The following is a 21,613-nucleotide window of genomic DNA, read 5'->3' on the forward strand; positions in this document are numbered from 1 at the left end:
GCTTGCTCATGGTGGGCCTGTCGCTGCCTTGGGCTATCTGACAATCCCTCTGTGCAGAACTCTGGCCGCCGCCCGCCACCTTGGGCTACCGTCGGTAACACCCTGCCGTCTCGGCAGTCTCGGACATGTCTCCCGCACCGCCCGCATCCGTACGGAAGGCACCCCCACCCATGGAGAATCCCAGAGCAGGCGCCGACGCGACCAACGGCGCCGAGCAGTCGTCCCGTTTCACCCGCCGTCAGGTGCTGACGGTGGCAGGCGGCACGCTCGCCGGAATGGCCCTCAGTCAGGCGGGGGCGTCCGCCGCCGAGTCCCAGGACGCGGACGCGATCGTCGTCGGCCACGGCCTCGCCGGCCTGGTCGCCACCGCCGAACTCGCCGCTGCCGGCCGCAAGGTGCTGCTCCTCGACCAGGAACCGGAGGCGAGCCTGGGCGGCCAGGCGTTCTGGTCCTTCGGCGGGCTCTTCTTCGTCGACTCCGACGAACAGCGGCTGATGGGCGTCAAGGACTCCCACGACCTCGCCTGGCAGGACTGGCTCGGCACGGCCGGCTTCGACCGGGACGTCGACGACCCGAGGGGCCAGGACTACTGGGCCTACAAGTGGGCCCAGTCGTATGTGGACTTCGCCTCCGGCGAGAAGCGCTCGTGGCTCTCCGGCCTCGGCGTGCAGTGGTTCCCGATCGTGGGCTGGGCCGAGCGCGGCGGCGGCCTCGCGGACGGCCACGGCAACTCGGTGCCCCGCTTCCACGTCACCTGGGGCACCGGGCCGGCCGTCGTCGAACCCTTCGAGAAGAAGGTGCGGGCGGCGGTCGCCGCCGGCAAGGTGACCTTCAGGTTCCGCCACCGGGTGGACGAGTTGGTGACCACCGCGGGTGCCGTGACCGGCGTGCGGGGCGCGATCCTGGAGCCCAGCAGCGCGGCCCGGGGCACCCCGAGCAGCCGTACCGTCGTCGGCGACTTCGAACTGCGGGCCCCGGTCGTGGTGGTCACCTCGGGCGGCATCGGAGCCAACCACGACCTCGTACGGCAGAACTGGCCGGCGCGGCTCGGCAACCCGCCCAAGTTCATGGTGACCGGGGTCCCCGCGCACGTGGACGGCCGGATGCTGGCCATCACCCAGCAGGCGGGCGGCCGGATCGTCAACCCCGACCGGATGTGGCACTACACCGAGGGCCTGCGCAACTACGCCCCGATCTGGCCGAACCACGGCATCCGCATCCTGCCCGGCCCGTCCTCGATGTGGTTCGACGCGAAGGGCCGACGCTTCAACACCCCCGACGTACCTGGTTACGACACCCTGCACACGCTGGGGTCGATCACCGCCTCCGGCTACGACTACTCCTGGTTCGTCACCACCCAGAAGATCATCGCCAAGGAGTTCGCGCTCTCCGGCTCCGAGCAGAACCCCGACCTCACCAACAAGAACGTCTGGCAACTGCTGTCCCGGATCTGGCAGACCCCGGAGCCCATCGAGAAGTTCAAGAACAACGGCGTCGACTTCGTGGTCGCCGACAACCTCACCGACCTCGTCACCGGCATGAACAAGCTGACCGGCGACCACCTCATCGACCTCGCCGACCTCAAACGGCAGATCGAGGCCCGCGACCGCGAGATCGACAACCCGTACACCAAGGACGTCCAGGTCCAGGGCATCCGCAACGCCCTGAGCTACATCGGCGACTCCCTCAGCCGTACGGCGCCGATCCACCGGATCCTGGACTCCAGCGCCGGCCCGCTGATCGCCGTCCGGCTCAACATCCTGACCCGCAAGACCCTCGGCGGCCTCCAGACCGACCTCTCCGGACGCGTCCTGAACAGCGACGGCTCCCCGATCGCCGGTCTGTACGCCGCCGGTGAGGTCGCCGGCTTCGGCGGCGGCGGGGTGCACGGCTACCGCTCGCTGGAGGGCACCTTCCTCGGCGGTTGCCTCTTCTCGGGCCGGCAGGCGGGCCGGGCGGCGGCCGCGGCGACGGCGACCTGACGGAAAGCACCGGGAAAGTCCGAGTCACCCCACCCCCATCCCGCCGTGACAGTGGCACCCTTGACAGCGTGCGTACTGTTTCGCGACGTTTGAGCGACACCTCCGGACCGGCGACCCCGTCGCCGGTCGCGGACAGCAGGTGTACGGCGGGGAACAGGAGCTGTTCGTAGCAACGGCGGAACGCGGAATCCGCGTTATGGGGGGGAGTGGTCGCCCGTGCGATCCAGAGGCCAGTGCAGAGGCCCGTCCGGGAGTCGGTCCCGGAGTCATGCGCCACACACCTCGTCAACCGAAGGGCGGTTGATCTGAGGTGGACATCACGATCCACAGACCCGGCGAGCTGACCCAGTCACTCCGCCGGGCCTGGCACCACGCGATGGACGATTCACCGGAGTACGCCAATCCCTTTCTGGCCCCGGAGTTCACGATCGGTGTCGGCAGACACCGCGGGGGCGTACGGGTGGCGGTCCTGCGCGACGGCGGCGAACCCGTCGGCTTCCTCCCGTACGAGCGCAACGCCTTCGGCGTGGGCCGGGCCGTCGGCCTCGGCCTCTCCGACTGCCAGGCACTGGTGCACCGTCCCGGAGTCACCTGGGACGCCCAGGAGTTGCTGAGCGCGTGCGGGATGTCCATCTTCGAGTTCGACCATCTGGTCGCCGAGCAGGGACCGTTCGCCGGCCATGTCACCGGGACGTTCGCCTCGCCGGTGATCGACGTCAAACCCGGCGACGGTGGTTACCCCGAGTGGCTGCGCGCCACCTACCCCGGCCTGGCGAAGACCACGCTGAAGAAGGAACGGCGCCTCGGCCGCGACATCGGCGACCTGCGCTTCGAGTTCGACGAGCGCGACCCGGCGGCCCTGCGCACCCTGATGCGCTGGAAGTCCGCCCAGTACCGGCGGACCGGACGCATGGACCGCTTCGCCCGCCCCTGGATCGTCGACCTCGTGGACCATCTCTTCCATGTCCGCGAGGAACACTTCACCGGCGTGCTGTCCGTGCTCTACGCGGGTGACCGCCCGGTGGCCGCGCACTTCGGGCCGCGCTCGGGCACCGTACTGGCTGCCTGGTTCACCGCCTACGACCCCGAACTGCACTACTACTCGCCCGGGTTGATGATGCATCTGCGCACCGCCGAGGGCGCGGCGCGTGGCGGTGTGACCCTCGTCGACCTCGGGCGCGGGGACAAGGAGTACAAGGACTGGCTCAAGACCCGCGAACTGCGGGTGGGTGAGGGATTCGCCACCCGCACCCATCCGGTGGCGGCCGCGCACCGGCTGTGGCGCCGCCCGGTCCGCGGCCTGCGCAACACCGTCCTCGCCCATCCCCGGCTGCGCGATCCGGCGGACCGGCTGCTCAAGACGGTCGGCACGCTGCGCGCCTCGCGCCGCCCCGACGGGATCCGCCAGGGGTGAACCCCCCCGGTCCTGACCGCGAGCCCCGCCCGCCGGGCCGTCCCGTGGTCAGGACGGCGACGGCCGGCCACGCCCGGCCGTCGCCGGGGCGGCCGACCTCCCGCCCGCCATTCGCACTATGATCCTGTAAAGGTGAGAATTCAGGGGTTTGCCCTGGAAGGCTGCCGCCTCGGCCGGAGTGATCCATGCCCCGCAAGCGCTCAATGGACGACGACGAGCTGCTGGTCAGACTCAGGTCGCTCACCGCACAGGCACGCGAGCGGGCCGAGTACCAGCGCTCCCAGGTCGAGCTGGCCATCGCACTCCAGCGCGGCATGCTGCCGCGCGACCTGCCCGACACCCCCCGCTTCCACCTGGCCGTCCGGTACGCGCCCGCCACCTACGGGCTCAACGTGGGCGGCGACTGGTACGACGCCTTCACCCTGCCCGACGGGCGCATAGGCCTGTCCATAGGCGACGTCCAGGGCCACAACATCGAGGCGGCCGCCTTCATGGGCCAGGTCAGGGCGGCGCTACGGGCGCTCGCCTCGGTGACCAGCGAGCCGGGGGAACTGCTCGCCCGGACGAACGACCTGCTGGTCTCCCTCGGCAGCGACCTCTTCGCCACCTGCACGTTCATGCGGCTCGACCCGGAGACCGGGGTCCTGGAGAGCGCCCGGGCCGGCCACATCCCGTTCGTCTGGGCCACCGCCGACGGAAAGTCCGGGGTCGGCGAGGACGAGGGCGGGCCGCCGCTGGGCATCGAACCGGGCATCGAGTACCCGGTGTCCCGGTTCCGGCTCACCACCGGGGGCATGTTCGTCCTGCTCACGGACGGGGTGGTGGAAGGGCCGTCGATGAGCATCGAGGAGGGGCTCGACCAGGTGGTACGGCTCGCCGGTATCGCCGCCGTCGCCGGCATCGAGGCACACTCCCTGGCCGCCGCCGTGATCAAGGGCGCGGAACAGGTGGGCCACGAGGACGACGCGGCGGTCCTGGTCGTGGGGCACGACGGCCTCGACCTCACACCGTAAGGGCCCTCGACCCCACGCGCCGGCGGCACGGCCGTCGGCCGGGTACGTCAGCTGGGGGGCGTGGGCGACGGCCCGGCGGTGGTTGTTCCCCTCGAACGCGGGGGCGTCGGCGGCCGGCCTGGGCCCGGCACGTCAGCCGCAGGCGGCTCCCGCCTCGCCGACCCGGCCGCCTCGGTGTCTGATGGCTGCTGTGGTGGGTATCCAGGATCCGCGCCGCCCGGCCGTCTACGCCCTTCGGACGCTGGCCGTCGCCGCCTGCTACTTCGCGTCCGGGCGGCTCGGCCTGCTGCGCCGGCTCACCGTCGAGGGCGCCGTCTTCACCCCGATCTATCCGCCGACCGGCGTGGCGCTGGCCTGCTTGCTGGTCCTCGGTCTGGCCTGCTGGCCGGGCATCTCGCTCGGCGCCCTGTTCCTCGTGCTGTCCATCGGCACGCCCGGGCCCGACATCGTGGGCATTCTGCTCGGCAACACGGCCGGGCCGGTCTGCGCCTACGTGATGCTGCGGCGGGTCGGGTTCCGGACCGACCTGAGCCGGCTGCGGGACGGCCTCGCCCTGGTGTTCCTCGGGGCGCTCGCCGCCATGCTGATCAGCTCCACCATCGACGTGGTCACGCTGATCCTCGCCGGGAAGCTCGCCGTGAGCGGCGTCTGGCCGATCTGGCTGGCGTGGTGGGCCGGCGACGCGATGGGCGTCCTGATCGTCGCCCCGGTCCTGCTGGTGCTGCTCGAAGCCCGCCGGTTCCCCTCGCCGGCCCGCCGGAAGGAGGCGCTGGCCCTCGCGGTGGTCACGGCCGTCCTGGTCCCGGTGGCCACGCACAGCTCGTTGAGCGCGCTCTTCCTCGTCTACCCGCTGCTGATCTGGGCCGCGTTGCGGTTCCGGCTGGCGGGAAGCATGCTGTCCGCCCTGTTCACCTCTGTCATGGCCACGGTCGCCGCGACGGACGGCGTCGGCGCGTTCGCCGGGCTGTCCCCCGTCGAGGTGATGCTGAAGCTGCAGTTGTTCAACGGCGCGCTGGCCCTGACCGCGCTGCTGCTCTCAGCCGTGATCACCGAGCAGCACCACACCCGGCTCTCCGTCGAGGAGGCCTGCCAGGAACTCGCCGAGGCCCTGGAACACCTCAGCGCGCACGATCACCCGGCCGGTCGCGCCCCGCCGGAGGTCGAGGAACTCCGGCGCGCACGGGACGAACGGTGACCGGGCGGTCGCCCGGTCACCGTTCACGTGTGGGGGGCCGTTGTCAGACGGTGCCGCTGGCCGTGATCTCGATCTTGGCCTTCGGCGCACCGCTGGAGCTGCCGTAGCCCTCGATCTTGTCGACGATCTCCGAGCCCTCGACGACCTCGCCGAAGACCACGTGCTTGCCGTCCAGCCACGGCGTCAGCACGGTGGTGACGAAGAACTGCGAGCCGTTGGTGTGCGGGCCCGCGTTGGCCATGCTCAGCAGGTACTTGCGGTCGTGCTTGAGCTGGAAGTTCTCGTCCTGGAACTTCTCGCCGTAGATGCTCTTGCCGCCGGTGCCGTCACCGCGGGTGAAGTCACCGCCCTGGAGCATGAACTGGGGGATGACCCGGTGGAACCCCGAACCGGCGTAGCCGAAGCCGTTCTGCCCGGTGGCGAGCTCACGGAAGTTGCGGGCCGTCTTCGGGACCACGTCGTCGAACAGGTTGAACACGATCCGGCCGGCCGGCTCGTTGTTGATCGAGATGTCGAAATAAACGTTGTCGCTCATGCAGGTCAACCTATCGCGAACCGTCCCCCGGTCCCTCCCATGGGTGCGGACGGACCGGGGTGTCGGGCCGTCCGAGCCGCTCGGGCGCCGGCATCCCGGTGGGACACGGGGCCCGAGCCGCTACCGACCGGCGGCTAGTAGCGACTGTCCAGCCGCTCCAGTACCGCCCCGGCCATGGCCGCCTCGCCCTTGGCGTTGGGGTGGGCGGGAGCCGCCGGTGAGGTCGGCTGGAGGGGCTCGATCCAGCGGTCGGCGGGGGCCTTGCACATGTCGTGGCCGACGGTCGGGCCGTAGGTGTCCACGTAGCGGGCGCCGTTCCACGCGGCCACCATGCGCAGCATGAGGTTCAGCCGCTTGCCGACGTCCCGGAGGTAGGGGAAGTCCTTGGCGGCGAAGGGCACCGTCGGATAGCAGCCGCTGCCGTCGTCGGGCAGCAGGTCGGGGTAGCCGACGACCAGGATCCGGGCGTGCGGGGCCCGGGCGCGGACGGCCCGCAGCACCTTGTCGACCTTGGGCGCGGTCTGCGCGATCCTGATCGTCAGCTGGTCGGTGCCGGAGGCGTTGTAGTACCGCTGGCAGGGGTTGCCCGTCAGGTCCGTGGCACCGAGCGTCGCGCAGGTGCCGATAATGGAGCTGAACCCGATGTCGTTGCCGCCGATCTGGACCGTCACCAGGTCGGTGTCCCGCCGGACGGCGTCGAGCTGAGGGCCGTTGGTGCCCTGCGCCTTCCACATCTCCGCGGTCGTCGCACCGCCGCAGCTCACGTCCTTGAACGCGCTGACATGCCGCGCCGCCGCCACCAGCGAGGGGTAGTTGTGGTCGGAGCGGGCGCAGTCGGCGTCGACCTGCGTCGGGATCACGGGGCCCGAGGTGTAGGAATCGCCGAGCGCCGCGTAGCTCGTACCGCGGTCGTGACCGCCGTGGTGGTCGCCGCCGTGCGCCGCGGCCGGTGTCGTGGACGCGGCCACCAGGGCGCAGCCGCCCAGCGCCGCCGCCACGGCGGCCTTGCGCCGGTGCCGTCTCGCCGAACCGTCGGACGAGGTGCCGTACGCCATGGAGATCCCCCCTGGAACCAGGACGCGCACGGAACCGGTCCCGACGGGCGGCCCGCACGCGTGTGTGTGTCGGGGGTCTGTATACCGCCCGGTAGGAGTCCGGAGCCAGAGGTCGGACGCAATGAACTGGATCGAGTAACCCGCCCTGCCCGTAAGGGCATCCGGTGTGCCCCGGGGGCAGGTGTCACCCTCCGCGATTGAAAGGGGAAACCGATCGGTTTACGATGGTCGCAGTCGTCGGAAACCGATCGGTTTCCTGACTCTGTCCCTACTCTGGAGTGTGAGTGTCATGACCGCGATCAAGGGTTCCGTCGTCCTCGTCACCGGCGGCAGCCGGGGCGTCGGAAAGGCGCTGGTGGAGGAGTTGTACGCACGCGGCGCGAGCAAGGTCTACGCCACCGCCCGCGACCCGCGCTCCGTCACCCACCCCGACGCGGTGGCGCTGGCGCTGGAGGTGACCGACCCCGACTCGGTGGCCGCGGTCGCCGAGCAGGCCCAGGACGTCACCATCCTGGTCAACAACGCGGGGGTCGCCACCGGCACCCGCTTCCTGACCTCCTCGCTCGACGACATCCGCCGCGAGTTCGAGATCAACTTCTACGGGCCGCTGCTGCTCACCCGCGCCTTCGTCCCGCTGATCGAGCGCAATGGCGGCGGCCACATCCTGAACGTCCACTCGGTGCTGTCCTGGGTGGCCGAAGGCGGTGCCTACAGCGCCTCCAAATCGGCCTTCTGGTCGCAGACCAACAGCCTGCGCCTGGCGCTCCAGCCGCAGGGCATCGGCGTCACCGGCCTGCACATGGGCTATGTCGACACCGACATGGCGGCCCACGTCGACGCGCCCAAGGCGAAGGCGCGGGACATCGCCGCGGCCGCCCTCGACGGCGTCGAGTCGGACGCCTTCGAGGTACTCGCCGACGAGCTCACCCGCTGGGCCAAGGGCGCCCTGTCCGGCGACCCCGCCGCCATGTACCGGCAACTCGCCGCCCGGTGACCCGGTCCCCCTGACCGCCCGTCGGCCTCCCTTCGCCCGGTCGCGAAGGGGCGGCCGTCGAGAATTCCGGTGCCGAAGGGTTGTCCCCCGGTTGCCTCATCACTTAAATCAAATCCTGAACTAAGCACGGAGGCACGCCCGTCGGGCGTGTCCCGTGCCCATCTCAGGGAGCCGCTGATGAGACTGAGATCCCTGGGCGTAGCGCTCGCCGCCATGGCGGCGCTGCTCGCCCTGCCCACCGTGCACGCGCCGGCGGCCCAGGCCGCCGACACGCCCCTGTCCCAGGGGAAGACGGCCACCGCCTCCTCCGAGGAGAACGCCGGCACCGCCGCGGCGAACGCGGTCGACGGCAACACCGGCACCCGCTGGTCGTCGGCATTCACCGACGACCAGTGGCTTCAGGTCGACCTCGGCGCCACCGCCACGGTCTCCCAGGTGGTCCTCAACTGGGAGACCGCCTACGGCAAGGACTACAAGGTCCAGATCTCCGCGAACGGCAGCAGCTGGACCGACCTCACGTCGGTCACCGGCGGGGACGGCGGCACCGACACCCTCTCCGTCTCCGGCCAGGGCCGTTACGTCCGGATGCAGGGCGTGCACCGCGCCACCCAGTACGGCTACTCGCTCTGGGAGTTCCAGGTCTTCGGCACCACCACCGGCACACCCCCGGTCCAGGGCGGCGGCGACCTCGGCCCCAACGTGATCGTCGTCGACCCGTCCACGCCGAACCTCCAGCAGAAGTTCGACTCCGTCTTCGCCCAGCAGGAGTCGGCCCAGTTCGGCACCGGCCGCTACCAGTTCCTGCTCAAGCCGGGCACCTACAACGGCATCAACGCCCAGATCGGCTTCTACACCTCGATCTCCGGCCTCGGTCTCAACCCCGACGACACCCAGATCAACGGTGATGTGACGGTCGACGCCGGCTGGTTCAACGGCAACGCCACGCAGAACTTCTGGCGTTCGGCGGAGAACCTCGCCATCACACCGTCGAACGGGACGGACCGCTGGGCCGTGGCTCAGGCGGCCCCCTTCCGTCGCATCCACGTCAAGGGCGGCCTCAACCTGGCCCCGAACGGCTACGGCTGGGCCTCGGGCGGCTACATCGCCGACTCGAAGATCGACGGCACGGTCGGCCCGTACTCCCAGCAGCAGTGGTACACCCGTGACAGCTCGGTCGGCGGCTGGACCAACGGCGTCTGGAACATGACCTTCTCCGGCGTCCAGGGCGCACCCGCGACCAACTTCGACTCCGGCCCGTACACCACGCTGGACACAACCCCGGTCTCGCGCGAGAAGCCGTTCCTGTACCTGGACGGCAGCACCTACAAGGTCTTCGTCCCGGCGAAGCGCACCAACGCCCGGGGTGTCTCCTGGCCGACCAACGCGGGCACCTCGCTGCCGCTTGACCAGTTCTACGTCGTCAAGGCCGGCGCCACCGCCGCCACCATCAACCAGGCCCTCGCCCAGGGCCTCAACCTGCTCTTCACCCCGGGCGTCTACCACCTCAACCAGACCATCAACGTCACCCGCGCCAACACCGTTGTCCTCGGCCTGGGCCTGGCCACCCTGGTTCCGGACAACGGCATCGACGCCATGCACGTGGCCGACGTCGACGGCGTGAAGCTCGCCGGGTTCCTCATCGACGCCGGCTCGGTCAACTCCGACACCCTGCTGCGGATCGGCGACCCCGGCTCCACCGCAGACCACTCCGCCAACCCGACCAGCATGCAGGACGTGTTCGTCCGCGTCGGCGGTGCCGGACCCGGCCTCGCCACCAACTCCGTGGTCGTCAACAGCAACAACGTCATCATCGACCACACCTGGCTCTGGCGCGCCGACCACGGCAGCGGGGTCGGCTGGGACACCAACCGCGCCGACTACGGCCTCAGGGTCAACGGCAACGACGTCCTCGCCACCGGCCTGTTCGTCGAGCACTTCAACAAGTACGACGTCTACTGGAACGGGGAGAGAGGGCGCACGATCTTCTTCCAGAACGAGAAGGCCTACGACGCCCCGAACGCCGCCGCCATCACCCACGACGGCGTCGTCGGCTACGCGGCCTACAAGGTCGCCGACACCGTGACCAGCCATGAGGCATGGGGTCTTGGCAGCTACTGCAACTACACGGCCGATCCGTCGATCGTGCAGTCCAACGGCTTCCAGGTGCCGACCGGTTCGGGGATCAAGATGCACGACCTGCTGGTGATTTCGCTGGGTGGCATGGGCCAGTACGCCCACGTCGTCAACACCACCGGATCGCCGACCTCGGGGACCAGCACGACCCCCTCCAAGGTGACGCAGTTCCCGTAGCCGGCTAGGCCGTCGTCCGCCGGGCCGGGCGCCGCAGCAGCAGCCGTCGTGCGGGCCGCTCCACGCCCTCGTAGAGGAGCCAGGACAGGCCCAGCGACACGGCGAACGCGACGGTGGCGGCGGCCGCCCCGGTGAGCAGGCCGAAGCGCGGGCGGGTGCCGAGCAGGTGGGTGCCCGCCCGCAGCACCAGCAGATGGACCATGTAGAACGCGAACGACAGCTCCCCGAGGCGCACCAGCCACCGACGGCGCCACAGCGAGGGCAGCCCGCGCAGGTCCGCGAGGGCGGCCGCCGGGATGAGCAGCGCGAAGCCCATGATGGTGCAGGCGGTGGCCGCGTACTCGTCGGTGAACTGCGGGACCAGGAAGTAACCGATGATCGCCAGCGCGAGCGATGCCTCCAGACCGGGGCCGCGCCAGCGGCCGAGCTGCACCAGCCGCGCGGCGGCCGCGCCGAGCACGAACTCGGGCAGCCGGGCCGCGGGGAAGGAGCTGATCGGCTGGTCCCACCAGTGGTGGGAGTCCGTCCAGGCCAGCACCAGCACCGCGAGCACGGACAGCCCGGCCAGCAGTCTGGCGCCCCGCACGTCCAGTCGGCGCAGCACCAGGGCCAGCAGCGGGAACGCGGCGTAGAAGAAGGCCTCGCAGGCCAGCGACCAGCTGACCGGGTCCAGCGTCTGCCACCACGGCCGCCACCAGGAGTGCACCAGGAAGACGTCGGCCAGGCCCTGCGGCAGGGTCGGCTTCGGCTGGCGGGGCAGCGTGAGGGCCATCACCAGGGCGATGACGACGGTCACCAGGTGCACCGGGTAGACCCGGGCGACGCGTCGCCACCAGAAACGCCGTGCCCGGTCGCCCGGCCGCCCGGACCACATCAGGACGAACCCGGACAGCACGAAGAAGAACGACACCCCTGAGGCGCCGGCCTCGAATCCCCAGGACATGAAGCGGGCGCCGGTGCCGCCGAAGTAACGGAAGTTGTGCACGTGCAGTCCGAAGACCAGCAGTGCCGCCATCCATCTCAGCCCGGTGAGGGACGGCAGCGAGGGGGCGGGGGCGGACGGCTGGGTACGGGAGGGTGGCGCGGCGGCCGGAGCGGTCGGAGGGGCCGTGGTCGCCGTCGTCATCGAGTCACCTGCCGGAGGGTTCGCGCGTGGAGCATGAAACGGAACGTTGCCCGTTCCACACCTTTCATTCCGGCCTCGTATGAAACATCACACCAACGCCGAGCAGTGGCCTCGGCCAAACGGGCCGCGGCGGCCGGACGGGCGGGTGCGACCCTACCCGGACGGCGGACAGGGACCGCGGCCCTCACGGGGCGCCGTACCCCCCGCCCTGACGCCCTGGCCCGCGCGTTCGCAGTACAGGCGGCGCGCCGAAACACGGGGGCACGAACGGGTGATGTCACCCTTCGTCATATTGACGCCGCTCTGCCGCCTCTGCCGCCTCTGCCGCCTCCGCCGCCTCTGCCGCCTATGCCGTTCTGACGTTATGACGGGGACGGCGTGGCGTCGGCGCTCCGCCGGTCCTCGGAAGGCGCGACCCGCACCGCCGAGGGAGCCGTCGACGCTCCACGGGTGGGGACCTGGGTGGAGCGGCGCTGCCCGGGCGCGGTGCTGGGGCTCGGTGTGGGGCTGGCGGGTGCCTGGGTCGCCGGAGGGCGGTGCGGGGCGGTGGGACTGACGGCCGGCGGCGCGAGGGGCACCCGCGGGGTCACCGGCGCCGAGGGCGCCGTCAGACGCAGCGGCAGGGCGACCAGGAGGGCGACGGCACAGGTCACCCCCGCCCCGGCCGCCGCGCGCACCAGCCGGCGGCGGCCCGCGGCCCGCCGGATCTCCTCGTAGCGGCCCGGCGGCGGGCCCAGATAGGCGGCCGGCGGCCGCATGACGACGGTGAGGGGATCGTCGGGGCCGTCGAACTCCGGCTCCTCGTCAAAGCGTGTGGTCAAGGCTTCTCCTCAGATGGCCGCGGAGCAGTTCACGGGCCGCGTGCAGATCGGCCTTGACGGTTCCCTCCTTGCGCCCGGTCAGCTCGGACACCTCCCGGATCGGCATGTCAGCGTAGTAGTGCAGCAGGATCGGGACGCGCAGTCGCTCCGGCAGCGACTGCACCAGCAGCCGTACCGAGGGATCCGCCTGCTCGGGGTGCGGGCGGGTCGCGGCCTCCGAGCCGACGCGGCGCACGGCCCGGCGCTCGCGCTCCAGCTTGCGCCAGTGGTCCCGGACGAGATTGGCCGCGGTGACGTAGAGGAACCCGCGGGGCTCCTCCACCGACGTCCACCGGGCCCACAGCCGGGTGAACGCCTCCGAGGCGATCTCGTGCGCCGTCTCGTCGTCGTCGACCAGACGGCGGCACCAGCCGGCCAGGCGCGGGTACAGGGCGGCGAACAGCTCGGACGCAGCCTTGTCACGGGACCGTTTCAACGTTCTCCAGGGTCGAAGGACTCGTCGGGGACGATGAGGAGGATGCGGAACCGGTTCGGTACGTTCCACCGGTCCCGCATCCCTGTCCGCCGGGTCAGGCTGTCGTGCCGGTCAGCGTGGCGAAGACGATCACGTTGTCGAGGTAGCCGTCGCCGCCGCGCGGGCCGCCGCAGGTGATCAGCCGCAGCTCCGGGCGGTCCACGTCCCCGTACACGTCCTCGGTCGGGAACTCGGTTTTGGCGACCGTACGCACCTCGTCGACGGTGAACACCGCCGACCGGCCGTTCTCCAGACGTGCCACGGCCTGCTCGCCCCGGTGCAGCTCCGCGAGGCGGCGGAAGACGCCGTCACCGTAGGCGCCGACCGTGACATGGCCGAGGATCACCGACGGGCCGACCTGCCCCGGGGTGGGGGAGTGGCGGTACCAGCCGGCCCGGTCGTGCGCGGTGATCGGCGGTACCTGCACCGTGCCGTCGGCCGCCAGACCCAGCCGCAGCAGCGGGGTGTCGACGCCGATCGCCGGGATGCGCAGCCGGACCGGCGCGGAACGCCCGAGCGCGGTCGGCGTGGCGGACGACGAGGGCGCCGGCGGCTGCTCGCGGCGGACGGTGGTGGCCGTCGAGTGGGCCGCCTGGCCCGCACAGCCCGCCAGCAGCGAGGCCGTCGCGGCGGTGACGAAGGCGCGCCTGGAGAGCGAGGTCATGCCCCGGTCGCCCGGCGGCGACGCACGGCGAACACCACGGCGCCCGCGGCGAGCGCCGCCGCCGTGCCGCCGCCGATCAGGGCGCTCTCGGTCTCGGAGTCCGAGGACGGCTCCGCCACCCCGGTGTCGGGCGCGCCCTGGGGCACGGCCGCGACCTGGCCGCTGTCCCGGGTCGGTGCGGGGGTCGAGGCCCGGGTGGGCTCGGCGGACCGCGCCTGGGAGGGGACGGCGGAGGGTTCCGCGGAGGCGGCGGCGGACGGTGCCACGGTGGGCACCGGGCTGGGGCTGGTGCCGGCGGCGAACGCGGGCACGGTGCCGGCCAGGACGGCGGTGCAGGCGAGTGCCGTGGCGCTCAGGACAGTTCGGCGCATGGAGACGCTCTCTTTCGTCGGCCCGCGGTGGTCAGGGCGGGCTGAGTAACGGATCGAGCGGAGAGACGACCCGGCGCCGGGACGGGTTGTAAAGAGATGGCAAAGCCCGCGAAGGATGGTGGCCGAGAGGTGGGGGTTGTCCGCCTCCGCACCAAACTTGAACGGTTTGTTTTCTTGAATCACTCGTGTTTATGAGGATAGGTTGGCGCCATGACCGCATCCCAGCCCCCGACCACCGCCGACGAGCTGCGTGGTGCCGGCCTGCGGGTGACGGCCGCCCGCGTCGCGCTGCTGGAGACCGTTCGCAACGGCGACCATCTCGACGTCGAAGGGGTCGCCTCGGGCGTCCGCCAGCGCGTGGGCCACATATCGCTTCAGGCCGTGTACGACGCGCTGCACGCGCTCACCACGGCAGGACTCGTGCGCCGTATCGAACCGGCCGGCAGCCCGGCCCGGTTCGAGGGGCGCGTCGGTGACAACCACCACCACGTCCTGTGCCGGTCGTGCGGTGCCGTCGCCGACGTCGACTGCGCGGTCGGCGACGCCCCCTGCCTGACCGCCTCGGACGACCACGGCTTCGCCATCGACGAGGCCGAGGTCATCTACTGGGGCCTGTGCCCCGACTGCTCCACCGTCAGTAATTCCTGAGTACGTTGATCCGCCCCTTCCGGAAGGATTTCCCCCATGTCGGAGACCCAGGAGAACGCCGCGGGCAAGTGCCCGGTCGCGCACGACCGTGCCCCGCACCCCACCCAGGGCGGCGGCAACCGCCAGTGGTGGCCCGAGGGCCTCAACCTGAAGATCCTTGCCAAGAACCCCGCCGTCGCGAACCCGCTCGACGAGGGTTTCGACTACGCCGAGGCGTTCCAGGGCCTTGATCTCGCGGCCGTGAAACGGGACATCGCGGAGGTGCTCACCACGTCGCAGGACTGGTGGCCGGCCGACTTCGGCAACTACGGCCCGCTGATGATCCGGATGGCCTGGCACAGCGCGGGCACCTACCGCATCTCCGACGGCCGCGGCGGCGCCGGCGCCGGCCAGCAGCGCTTCGCCCCGCTCAACAGCTGGCCGGACAACGGCAACCTGGACAAGGCCCGCCGCCTGCTGTGGCCGGTCAAGAAGAAGTACGGCCAGGCCATCTCCTGGGCCGACCTCATGATCCTCACCGGCAACGTGGCCCTGGAGTCGATGGGCTTCGAGACCTTCGGCTTCGGCGGCGGCCGCGAGGACGTCTGGGAGCCGGAGGAGGACGTCTACTGGGGTCCCGAGAAGGTCTGGCTGGACGACCAGCGTTACACCGGCGACCGTGACCTGGAGAGCCCGCTCGGCGCCGTCCAGATGGGCCTCATCTACGTCAACCCGGAGGGCCCCAACGGCAACCCGGACCCGATCGCCGCGGCTCGCGACATCCGCGAGACCTTCCGCCGCATGGCGATGAACGACGAGGAGACCGTCGCCCTCATCGCCGGTGGCCACACCTTCGGCAAGACCCACGGCGCCGGCCCCGCGGAGAACGTGGGCGCCGACCCCGAGGGCGCCCCGATCGAGCAGCAGGGCCTCGGCTGGAAGAGCACCTACGGCACCGGCAAGGGCGGGGACGCGATCACCAGCGGCCTGGAGGTCACCTGGACCACCAAGCCCACCCGGTGGAGCAACGACTTCTTCGACATCCTCTTCGGCTACGAGTGGGAGCTGACCGAGTCCCCGGCAGGCGCCAAGCAGTGGGTCGCCAAGGATGCCGAGGCGATCATCCCCGACGCGCACGACCCGTCGAAGAAGCGTCTGCCCACGATGCTCACCACCGACCTGTCGCTGCGCTTCGACCCGATCTACGAGCCCATCTCCCGCCGGTTCCACGAGAACCCCGCGGAGTTCGCGGACGCCTTCGCCCGCGCCTGGTACAAGCTGACCCACCGTGACATGGGCCCGAAGTCCCTGTACCTCGGCCCGGAGGTCCCGGCGGAGACCCTGCTGTGGCAGGACCCGCTGCCGGCGGCCGAGGGCGAGGTCATCGACGCCGCCGACGTGGCGGCTCTCAAGGCCAAGCTCCTCGACTCGGGCCTGACGGTCTCGCAGCTGGTCTCCACCGCCTGGGCGTCGGCCTCGACGTACCGCGGCAGCGACAAGCGCGGCGGTGCCAACGGCGCCCGGATCCGCCTGGAGCCGCAGCGCGGCTGGGAGGCGAACGACCCCGACGAGCTGGCCCAGGTGCTGCGCGTCCTCGAGGGCGTCCAGCAGGAGTTCAACTCCGGTGCCAGGAAGGTCTCCCTCGCCGACCTGATCGTCCTCGGTGGTGCCGCCGCGGTGGAGAAGGCCGCCAAGGACGCCGGCGTCGACATCGAGGTGCCCTTCACCGCGGGCCGGGTCGACGCGACCGACGAGCACACGGACGCCGAGTCCTTCGCGGCCCTGGAGCCGAAGGCCGACGGCTTCCGCAACTACCTCGGCAAGGGCAACCGCCTGCCGGCCGAGTACCTGCTCCTGGACCGCGCCAACCTGCTCGGCCTCAGCGCCCCCGAGCTGACCGTCCTGGTCGGCGGTCTGCGGGTGCTCGGCGCCAACCAGGGTGGGTCGAAGCACGGTGTCCTCACCGCGACCCCGGGCGTGCTGACCAACGACTTCTTCGCCAACCTGCTCGACTACGGCACGGAGTGGAAGTCGACCTCCGAGGACCAGACCACCTTCGAGGGCCGTGACCTCGCCACCGGCGCGGTCAAGTGGACCGGCACCCGTGCCGACCTGGTCTTCGGCTCCAACTCCGAGCTGCGCGCGGTCGCCGAGGTCTACGCGAGCGACGACGCCAAGGAGAAGTTCGTGAAGGACTTCGTCGCCGCCTGGACGAAGGTCGCCAACGCGGACCGGTTCGACCTGGTCTGATCCCGGCGAAGCCCGGTGCCCGACGCCCGGGCCGGCCACATCGGCCGGCCCGGGCGTCTTCGTGCGCGGCCGCACGGTCCACGCGTGTGCGGCCGCACGGTCCACGCGTGTGCGGCCGCACGGTCCACGCGTGCGCGGCCGTACGGCCGACGCGGTCGGCTTTACCGTCCGCGTGCGCGGCTTTACGTTCCAACTCCCCGTAGTGTGCTGCACATCAGCGGTTCTTTACCTCACCATGACCTCGACTCCCGTTGTTCACGCGACCTTCGCAGACTCTGCACGTCCCGGAGTCACCCCCCGTACCGACCGCCCGCGGGAGTTCGCGCATGAGCCACGGTCACAGCCACGACCACGGTCATCACCACCATCACCACACGGACGCCGACGCCTCGTCGCTGCCGCCCGCTCTCGATCTGGCGGTCCCCGACGAGGAGCTGACGCCCGGTCAGCTCTCCCGCCGCTCGATGCTGCGCCGCACCGGTCTGCTCGGCGCGGGTCTCGCGGCCGGCAGCGTCCTCGCCGGCGCGGGTCAGGCCGCCGCCTCGGTCTCCTCCTCCCACTCCCAGGGCGGCCGCTCCGGCGGCTACCTGTGGCTGGCCGGTGACCACCACATCCACACCCAGTACAGCTCGGACGCCAAGTACCGGGTCGTCGACCACGTCCGGCAGGGCAACGCGAACGGCCTGGACTGGATGGTCATCACCGACCACGGCAGCGAGGCGCACGCCAAGATCGGTGTCGAGAAGGTCAACCCGGACATCGTCGCGGCCCGTGACGAGATCGACGACACCCTGGTCTTCCAGGGCCTGGAGTGGAACATCCCGGCCGCCGAGCACGGCACGGTCTTCGTGCACCCCGGCAGGAACGAGGTGGCCGTACTCAAGGAGTTCGAGAACTCCTTCGACGGCTCGGTGAAGGGCGCCTCCGCGAGCACCCCCGCGAACGAGGCGCTGGCCATCTCCGGCCTCGACTTCCTCGCCGAGCAGGTGCAGCGCCGCAAGGTCAGGGACGCCCTGTTCCTCGCCAACCACCCGGCGCGCAAGGGCATCGACTCCCCGCACGAGATCCGCGCCTGGCGCGACGCCCAGCCGTCGATCGCCGTCGGCATGGAGGGCGCCCCCGGCCACCAGGCCGGCGGCCTGCCCAAGCCGAACGGCCCCGGCGGCGCGCGTGGCATCTACGACGGCAGCCCGAGCGCCGACTCCTTCGCCGGCTACCCGCTGGAGAGTTACCGCACCTGGGGCGGCTTCGACTGGATGACCGCCACCGTCGGCGGCCTGTGGGACAGCCTGCTCGCCGAGGGCAGGCCCTGGTGGATCACCGCCAACTCCGACTCCCACAACGTGTACGCCGACGCCGCCGTCCGCGGTCCGAACAGCGACTTCAACGCCAACGGCCGTTACAACGCCCCGGTCTACGGCGGCGGCATCAGCCTCACCGACACCGACTTCTGGCCCGGCCAGTACTCCCGCACCCACGTCGGCGCCGCCTCCTTCTCCTACCAGGCCGTCATGGACGGCATCCGGGCCGGCCGGGTCTGGGTCGACCACGGAGGCCTGATCAGCGGCCTGAACGCCCAGCTGCGCTCCGGCTCCCACGAGGTGACCCTGGGCGGGGTGCTCCAGGTCCGCAAGGGCAGCAAGGTCGACCTGGTCATCGAGATCAGCCTCGCCAACGGCCCCAACTGGTCCCAGTTCGTGCCGTCCCTGGCCCGCGTCGACGTCATCCAGGGCGATGTCACCGGCAAGGTGAGCGACAAGGACACCTTCGCCACGCCCGCCACCAAGGTCGTGAAGTCCTTCGAGGTCAACAAGGCCACCGGTGCGGTCCGGCTGACGTACTCCCTCGGCCGCCTCGACAAGCCGGTCTACGTCCGGCTGCGCGGCACCGACGGCAACCGTTCGGCGGTCGGCATCCACGGTGCGTCCGTGGACCCGGCGGGCCCGGCCATCGACGTCCTCGGCGACGCCGACCCGTGGAAGGACCTGTGGTTCTACTCCAACCCGATGTGGGTCCTGCCCGCATGACGTTCCCGCACCACGTCGCCGCCGTCCACTCCGTCATCGGGGTGGACGCCGGTACGGCGACCCTGCGCGAGGCGGACCACCTGATCCATGAGCTGCTGGACCGACTGGCGCTCCCGGGGAGCGCGTTCGCCTGCACCCACCTGTACCGCACCGACGAGCGCCGGGGTACGGCGGTTTCGCTGGCCGTCCCGGACCCGGACGCGGTGTGGCGGGAGCTGCTGACAGCGCTTCCGGAGGGCACCGGCCTCGCCTGGGCCGACCGCACCCACGGCCCGGGCGACGTGGTGGACGCCGCCCGCCGGGCGGCCGCCGCACCCCGCGCCTCCGGCCGGGCCGTGGTCTACCCGGGCGTGCGGCACCTCACCGGCACGGTCACCGCGGGCGCCGTACTCGACCGCACCGCCATCGAACGCCTCGTGGTACTCGGCGCACCGGCCGACGAAATCCCGCCCGGCACCGGGGTCCTGACGCAGGACCACGTTCGCCCGGAGTGGCGGGACGGTGTCCTCACCCTGCCCCTGGTCCCGGCGGCAGGCGGCCTGCTGGCCCCCTTCGAGGTCCCCAACCCCACCCCGTGCTGCGCGGACCATCTCTGACGCGCGGGATATCCCTTAGTGACATGGCCTGGTCAACTCTGTCAGGCTTCGGACTCGCACCACTCGTAACGCGTTACCCGTGGCCGCTCCCCGGCGCACCCCAGCCGGACAGGCGATCACCGAGCAGACCGGGATCCCGGTCGCCGCAAAGGAGTTTCGTGTGAGATCGACCCCCCACAAGGCCTTCGTCACCAGTGCGTTGGCCATCGCGGCGCTGGCCGCGGCCCTGCTCCCCGGCAGCACGGCGTCGGCCGCCGAGGAGGCGGCCTGCACTCCGACCCAGGTGGTCGCCAACGGCGGCTTGGAGAGCGGCACTTCGTCCTGGACCCAGTCCTCGACCAGTGTGATCACCAGCCGCACCGGGCAGAGCGCCCACGGCGGCACGAGCTTCGCCTGGCTCGACGGCGTCGGCAGCACGCACACCGACACGCTCTCCCAGAGCGTCACGATCCCGTCCGGGTGCAGCAGCGCCACCCTCACCTTCTGGCTGCACATCGACACCGCCGAGACGACCTCGTCCACCGCGTACGACAAACTCACGGCGAAGATCGGCAGCACGACCCTGGCGACGTACTCGAACCTGAACAAGGCCACCGGCTACGTCCAGAAGTCGTTCGACGTGTCGGCGTTCGCCGGCCAGACCGTGAGCCTTGCCTTCACCGGCACCGAGGACTCCAGTCTCCAGACGAGCTTCGTCCTGGACGACATCGCCCTCAACACCTCCGGCGACACCGCCCCGCCGGCCGACTCGACGCGCACGCCGGCCGCCCCGTCGTACACCGTCAGTCTCAGCAGCAACACCGCCGGTACCGTCTGGACCGGACACGAGAGCGCGACCTTCACCAACGCCTCGGCCACCCCGCTCACCGAGGTGTACCTGCGGCTGTGGGACAACTACCACGGCACCTGCTCCGCGCCGCCGATCACGGTCACCAACGTCACCGGCGGCACCGCGGGCGCCCTCTCGGTCGCCTGCACGGCCCTCCAGATCGCGCTGCCGACCCCGCTGGCCCAGGGCCAGTCGACCACGATCGGCTTCGACCTGGGGATCACCGTCCCGAGCGGCGCCGACCGGTTCGGCTACGACGGCGCGTTCAGCATGATCGGCAACGCGCTGCCGGTCCTCGCCATCAAGGACGGCTCGGGCTGGCACCTGGACCCGTACACGAACAACGGTGAGTCCTTCTACTCCCTGGCCGCCGACTTCAAGGTGACCCTGGACCACCCGACCACCCTGCTGGTCCCGGCCACCGGCACCTCGGTCGACACCCCCGGCACCAGCGGACGCACGGTCACCACGGCCACCGCGTCCAAGGTCCGCGACTTCGCGTGGGCGGCGGGCCCGTTCACCAAGATCTCGGGTACCTCGACGGCGGGCACCCCGATCAACATCTACTCGGTCTCGGGCATCAGTTCGTCCAGCGCGCAGTCCATGCTCACCACCGCCAAGACCGCGGTCGACGCCCACGCGGGCCGCTTCGGCGCCTACCCGTACGGCGAGCTGGACGCCGTCATCGACAACAACTTCTGGTTCGGCGGCATGGAGTACCCCGGCTTCGTCCTCGACCTGGTCAGCACCACGGCGCTCACCCATGAGATCGGCCACCAGTGGTTCTACGGCATCGTCGGCGACGACGAGTACAACAGCCCCTGGCTGGACGAGGCGTTCACCGACTACGCCACCGACCTGGCCCTGGGCAGCACCGGCACGAACTGCTGGAACAGCGTCTCCTGGGCCTCGTCCGCGGAGAACATCACCAACTCGATGGCCTACTGGGACGCCCACTCGTCCCGCTACTCCACCGTCGTCTACGGCTACGGCAAGTGCGCCCTGCACGATCTGCGCCGCACCCTGGGTGACACGGTGATGGCCAAACTCCTGAAGGACTACGCCACTTCGCACTGGTACGGCGTCTCGACCACGGCCGAGTTCAAGGCCGCCGCACAGGCGGCCACGACCACCGACCTGACGTCGTTCTGGACCACCCACCGCATCATCGGCTGACGCACGACCGGCCCGTACGCCCGGGCGTGGGACGGCCGTTGGTCAAGGCCGTCCCACGTCGGGGCCGTTCCCGATCCTGGCGTACACCGCGGTGTGGTAATCCTTCCGTCGTCC

At 70.9% G+C, this 21,613-nt stretch carries 18 protein-coding genes; 11 read left to right on the forward strand and 7 right to left on the reverse strand.

Annotation, left to right across the window (positions count from 1 at the left end; translation table 11 throughout):
- Positions 1-170: 170 nt before the first annotated feature.
- The 4 genes from AB0D59_RS11915 to AB0D59_RS11930 all read left to right on the forward strand — a co-directional run bounded on the left by AB0D59_RS11915 (position 171) and on the right by AB0D59_RS11930 (position 5,604).
- Entirely contained in the window at positions 171-1,982 is a 1,812-nt protein-coding gene (locus AB0D59_RS11915) for an FAD-binding dehydrogenase (protein ID WP_362563951.1), read from the forward strand.
- A 310-nt stretch (positions 1,983-2,292) separates the two neighbouring features.
- Positions 2,293-3,396: a GNAT family N-acetyltransferase gene (locus AB0D59_RS11920; protein ID WP_362563953.1), complete on the forward strand. Its 1,104-nt coding sequence runs from the start codon at positions 2,293-2,295 to the stop codon at positions 3,394-3,396.
- Between the two features lie 185 nt (positions 3,397-3,581).
- Positions 3,582-4,409, forward strand: a complete 828-nt coding sequence (locus AB0D59_RS11925; protein ID WP_362563956.1) for a PP2C family protein-serine/threonine phosphatase — start codon at positions 3,582-3,584, stop codon at positions 4,407-4,409.
- A gap of 190 nt (positions 4,410-4,599) precedes the next feature.
- Positions 4,600-5,604, forward strand: coding sequence for an MASE1 domain-containing protein (locus AB0D59_RS11930; RefSeq protein ID WP_362564176.1), 1,005 nt, complete (start codon positions 4,600-4,602; stop codon positions 5,602-5,604).
- Positions 5,605-5,647: 43 nt separating this feature from the next.
- Here the strand turns inward: AB0D59_RS11930 and AB0D59_RS11935 are convergent, their stop codons facing one another.
- Together AB0D59_RS11935 and AB0D59_RS11940 are read right to left on the reverse strand one after the other, a co-directional pair.
- Positions 5,648-6,139: a peptidylprolyl isomerase gene (locus AB0D59_RS11935; protein ID WP_360478482.1), complete on the reverse strand. Its 492-nt coding sequence runs from the start codon at positions 6,137-6,139 to the stop codon at positions 5,648-5,650.
- A 134-nt stretch (positions 6,140-6,273) separates the two neighbouring features.
- Positions 6,274-7,194: an SGNH/GDSL hydrolase family protein gene (locus tag AB0D59_RS11940; protein ID WP_362563959.1), complete on the reverse strand. Its 921-nt coding sequence runs from the start codon at positions 7,192-7,194 to the stop codon at positions 6,274-6,276.
- Positions 7,195-7,483: 289 nt separating this feature from the next.
- On the opposite strand from AB0D59_RS11940, the gene AB0D59_RS11945 reads away from it, so the two are divergent.
- Together AB0D59_RS11945 and AB0D59_RS11950 are read left to right on the forward strand one after the other, a co-directional pair.
- Complete coding sequence (locus AB0D59_RS11945) at positions 7,484-8,188, forward strand: SDR family oxidoreductase (protein WP_362563961.1); 705 nt, start codon at positions 7,484-7,486, stop codon at positions 8,186-8,188.
- Positions 8,189-8,365: 177 nt separating this feature from the next.
- On the forward strand, positions 8,366-10,498 hold the full coding sequence (locus tag AB0D59_RS11950; RefSeq protein ID WP_362563964.1) for a discoidin domain-containing protein: 2,133 nt from the start codon (positions 8,366-8,368) through the stop codon (positions 10,496-10,498).
- Between the two features lie 4 nt (positions 10,499-10,502).
- Here the strand turns inward: AB0D59_RS11950 and AB0D59_RS11955 are convergent, their stop codons facing one another.
- From AB0D59_RS11955 to AB0D59_RS11975, 5 genes are all read right to left on the reverse strand, one after another.
- Positions 10,503-11,624 (reverse strand): acyltransferase, encoded by a 1,122-nt coding sequence (locus tag AB0D59_RS11955; RefSeq protein ID WP_362563965.1) that lies wholly within the window; start codon positions 11,622-11,624, stop codon positions 10,503-10,505.
- Between the two features lie 362 nt (positions 11,625-11,986).
- Positions 11,987-12,445 carry a hypothetical protein gene (locus tag AB0D59_RS11960; protein WP_362563967.1) on the reverse strand — a complete coding sequence of 153 codons (459 nt, stop codon included), beginning with the start codon at positions 12,443-12,445 and terminating at the stop codon, positions 11,987-11,989.
- The gene (locus tag AB0D59_RS11965; RefSeq protein ID WP_362563968.1) at positions 12,429-12,920 is read right to left on the reverse strand and encodes an RNA polymerase sigma factor; all 492 of its coding nucleotides are present in this window, start codon (positions 12,918-12,920) and stop codon (positions 12,429-12,431) included. The genes AB0D59_RS11960 and AB0D59_RS11965 overlap by 17 nt, the downstream gene beginning before the upstream one ends.
- Positions 12,921-13,014: 94 nt before the next feature.
- Positions 13,015-13,623, reverse strand: coding sequence for a class F sortase (locus AB0D59_RS11970; protein WP_362563970.1), 609 nt, complete (start codon positions 13,621-13,623; stop codon positions 13,015-13,017).
- Positions 13,620-13,994 carry a sortase-dependent protein gene (locus tag AB0D59_RS11975; protein WP_362563971.1) on the reverse strand — a complete coding sequence of 125 codons (375 nt, stop codon included), beginning with the start codon at positions 13,992-13,994 and terminating at the stop codon, positions 13,620-13,622. The genes AB0D59_RS11970 and AB0D59_RS11975 overlap by 4 nt, the downstream gene beginning before the upstream one ends.
- 210 nt (positions 13,995-14,204) lie before the next feature.
- Between AB0D59_RS11975 and AB0D59_RS11980 the strand changes: the two genes are divergently transcribed.
- From AB0D59_RS11980 to AB0D59_RS12000, 5 genes are all read left to right on the forward strand, one after another.
- On the forward strand, positions 14,205-14,642 hold the full coding sequence (locus AB0D59_RS11980) for a Fur family transcriptional regulator (RefSeq protein ID WP_362563973.1): 438 nt from the start codon (positions 14,205-14,207) through the stop codon (positions 14,640-14,642).
- A 36-nt stretch (positions 14,643-14,678) separates the two neighbouring features.
- A complete protein-coding gene (gene katG, locus AB0D59_RS11985; RefSeq protein WP_362563975.1) occupies positions 14,679-16,871 on the forward strand; it encodes a catalase/peroxidase HPI in 2,193 nt (730 codons plus the stop codon).
- Positions 16,872-17,197: 326 nt separating this feature from the next.
- On the forward strand, positions 17,198-18,898 hold the full coding sequence (locus AB0D59_RS11990; protein ID WP_362563977.1) for a PHP domain-containing protein: 1,701 nt from the start codon (positions 17,198-17,200) through the stop codon (positions 18,896-18,898).
- On the forward strand, positions 18,895-19,494 hold the full coding sequence (locus tag AB0D59_RS11995; protein ID WP_362563978.1) for a hypothetical protein: 600 nt from the start codon (positions 18,895-18,897) through the stop codon (positions 19,492-19,494). Before AB0D59_RS11990 ends, AB0D59_RS11995 begins: the two co-directional genes overlap by 4 nt.
- A 160-nt stretch (positions 19,495-19,654) precedes the next feature.
- Positions 19,655-21,499 carry a M1 family aminopeptidase gene (locus AB0D59_RS12000; RefSeq protein ID WP_362563980.1) on the forward strand — a complete coding sequence of 615 codons (1,845 nt, stop codon included), beginning with the start codon at positions 19,655-19,657 and terminating at the stop codon, positions 21,497-21,499.
- Positions 21,500-21,613: the final 114 nt, after the last annotated feature.

Source organism: Streptomyces sp. NPDC048417 (genome assembly GCF_040651615.1).
Classification (GTDB): Bacteria; Actinomycetota; Actinomycetes; order Streptomycetales; family Streptomycetaceae; genus Streptomyces.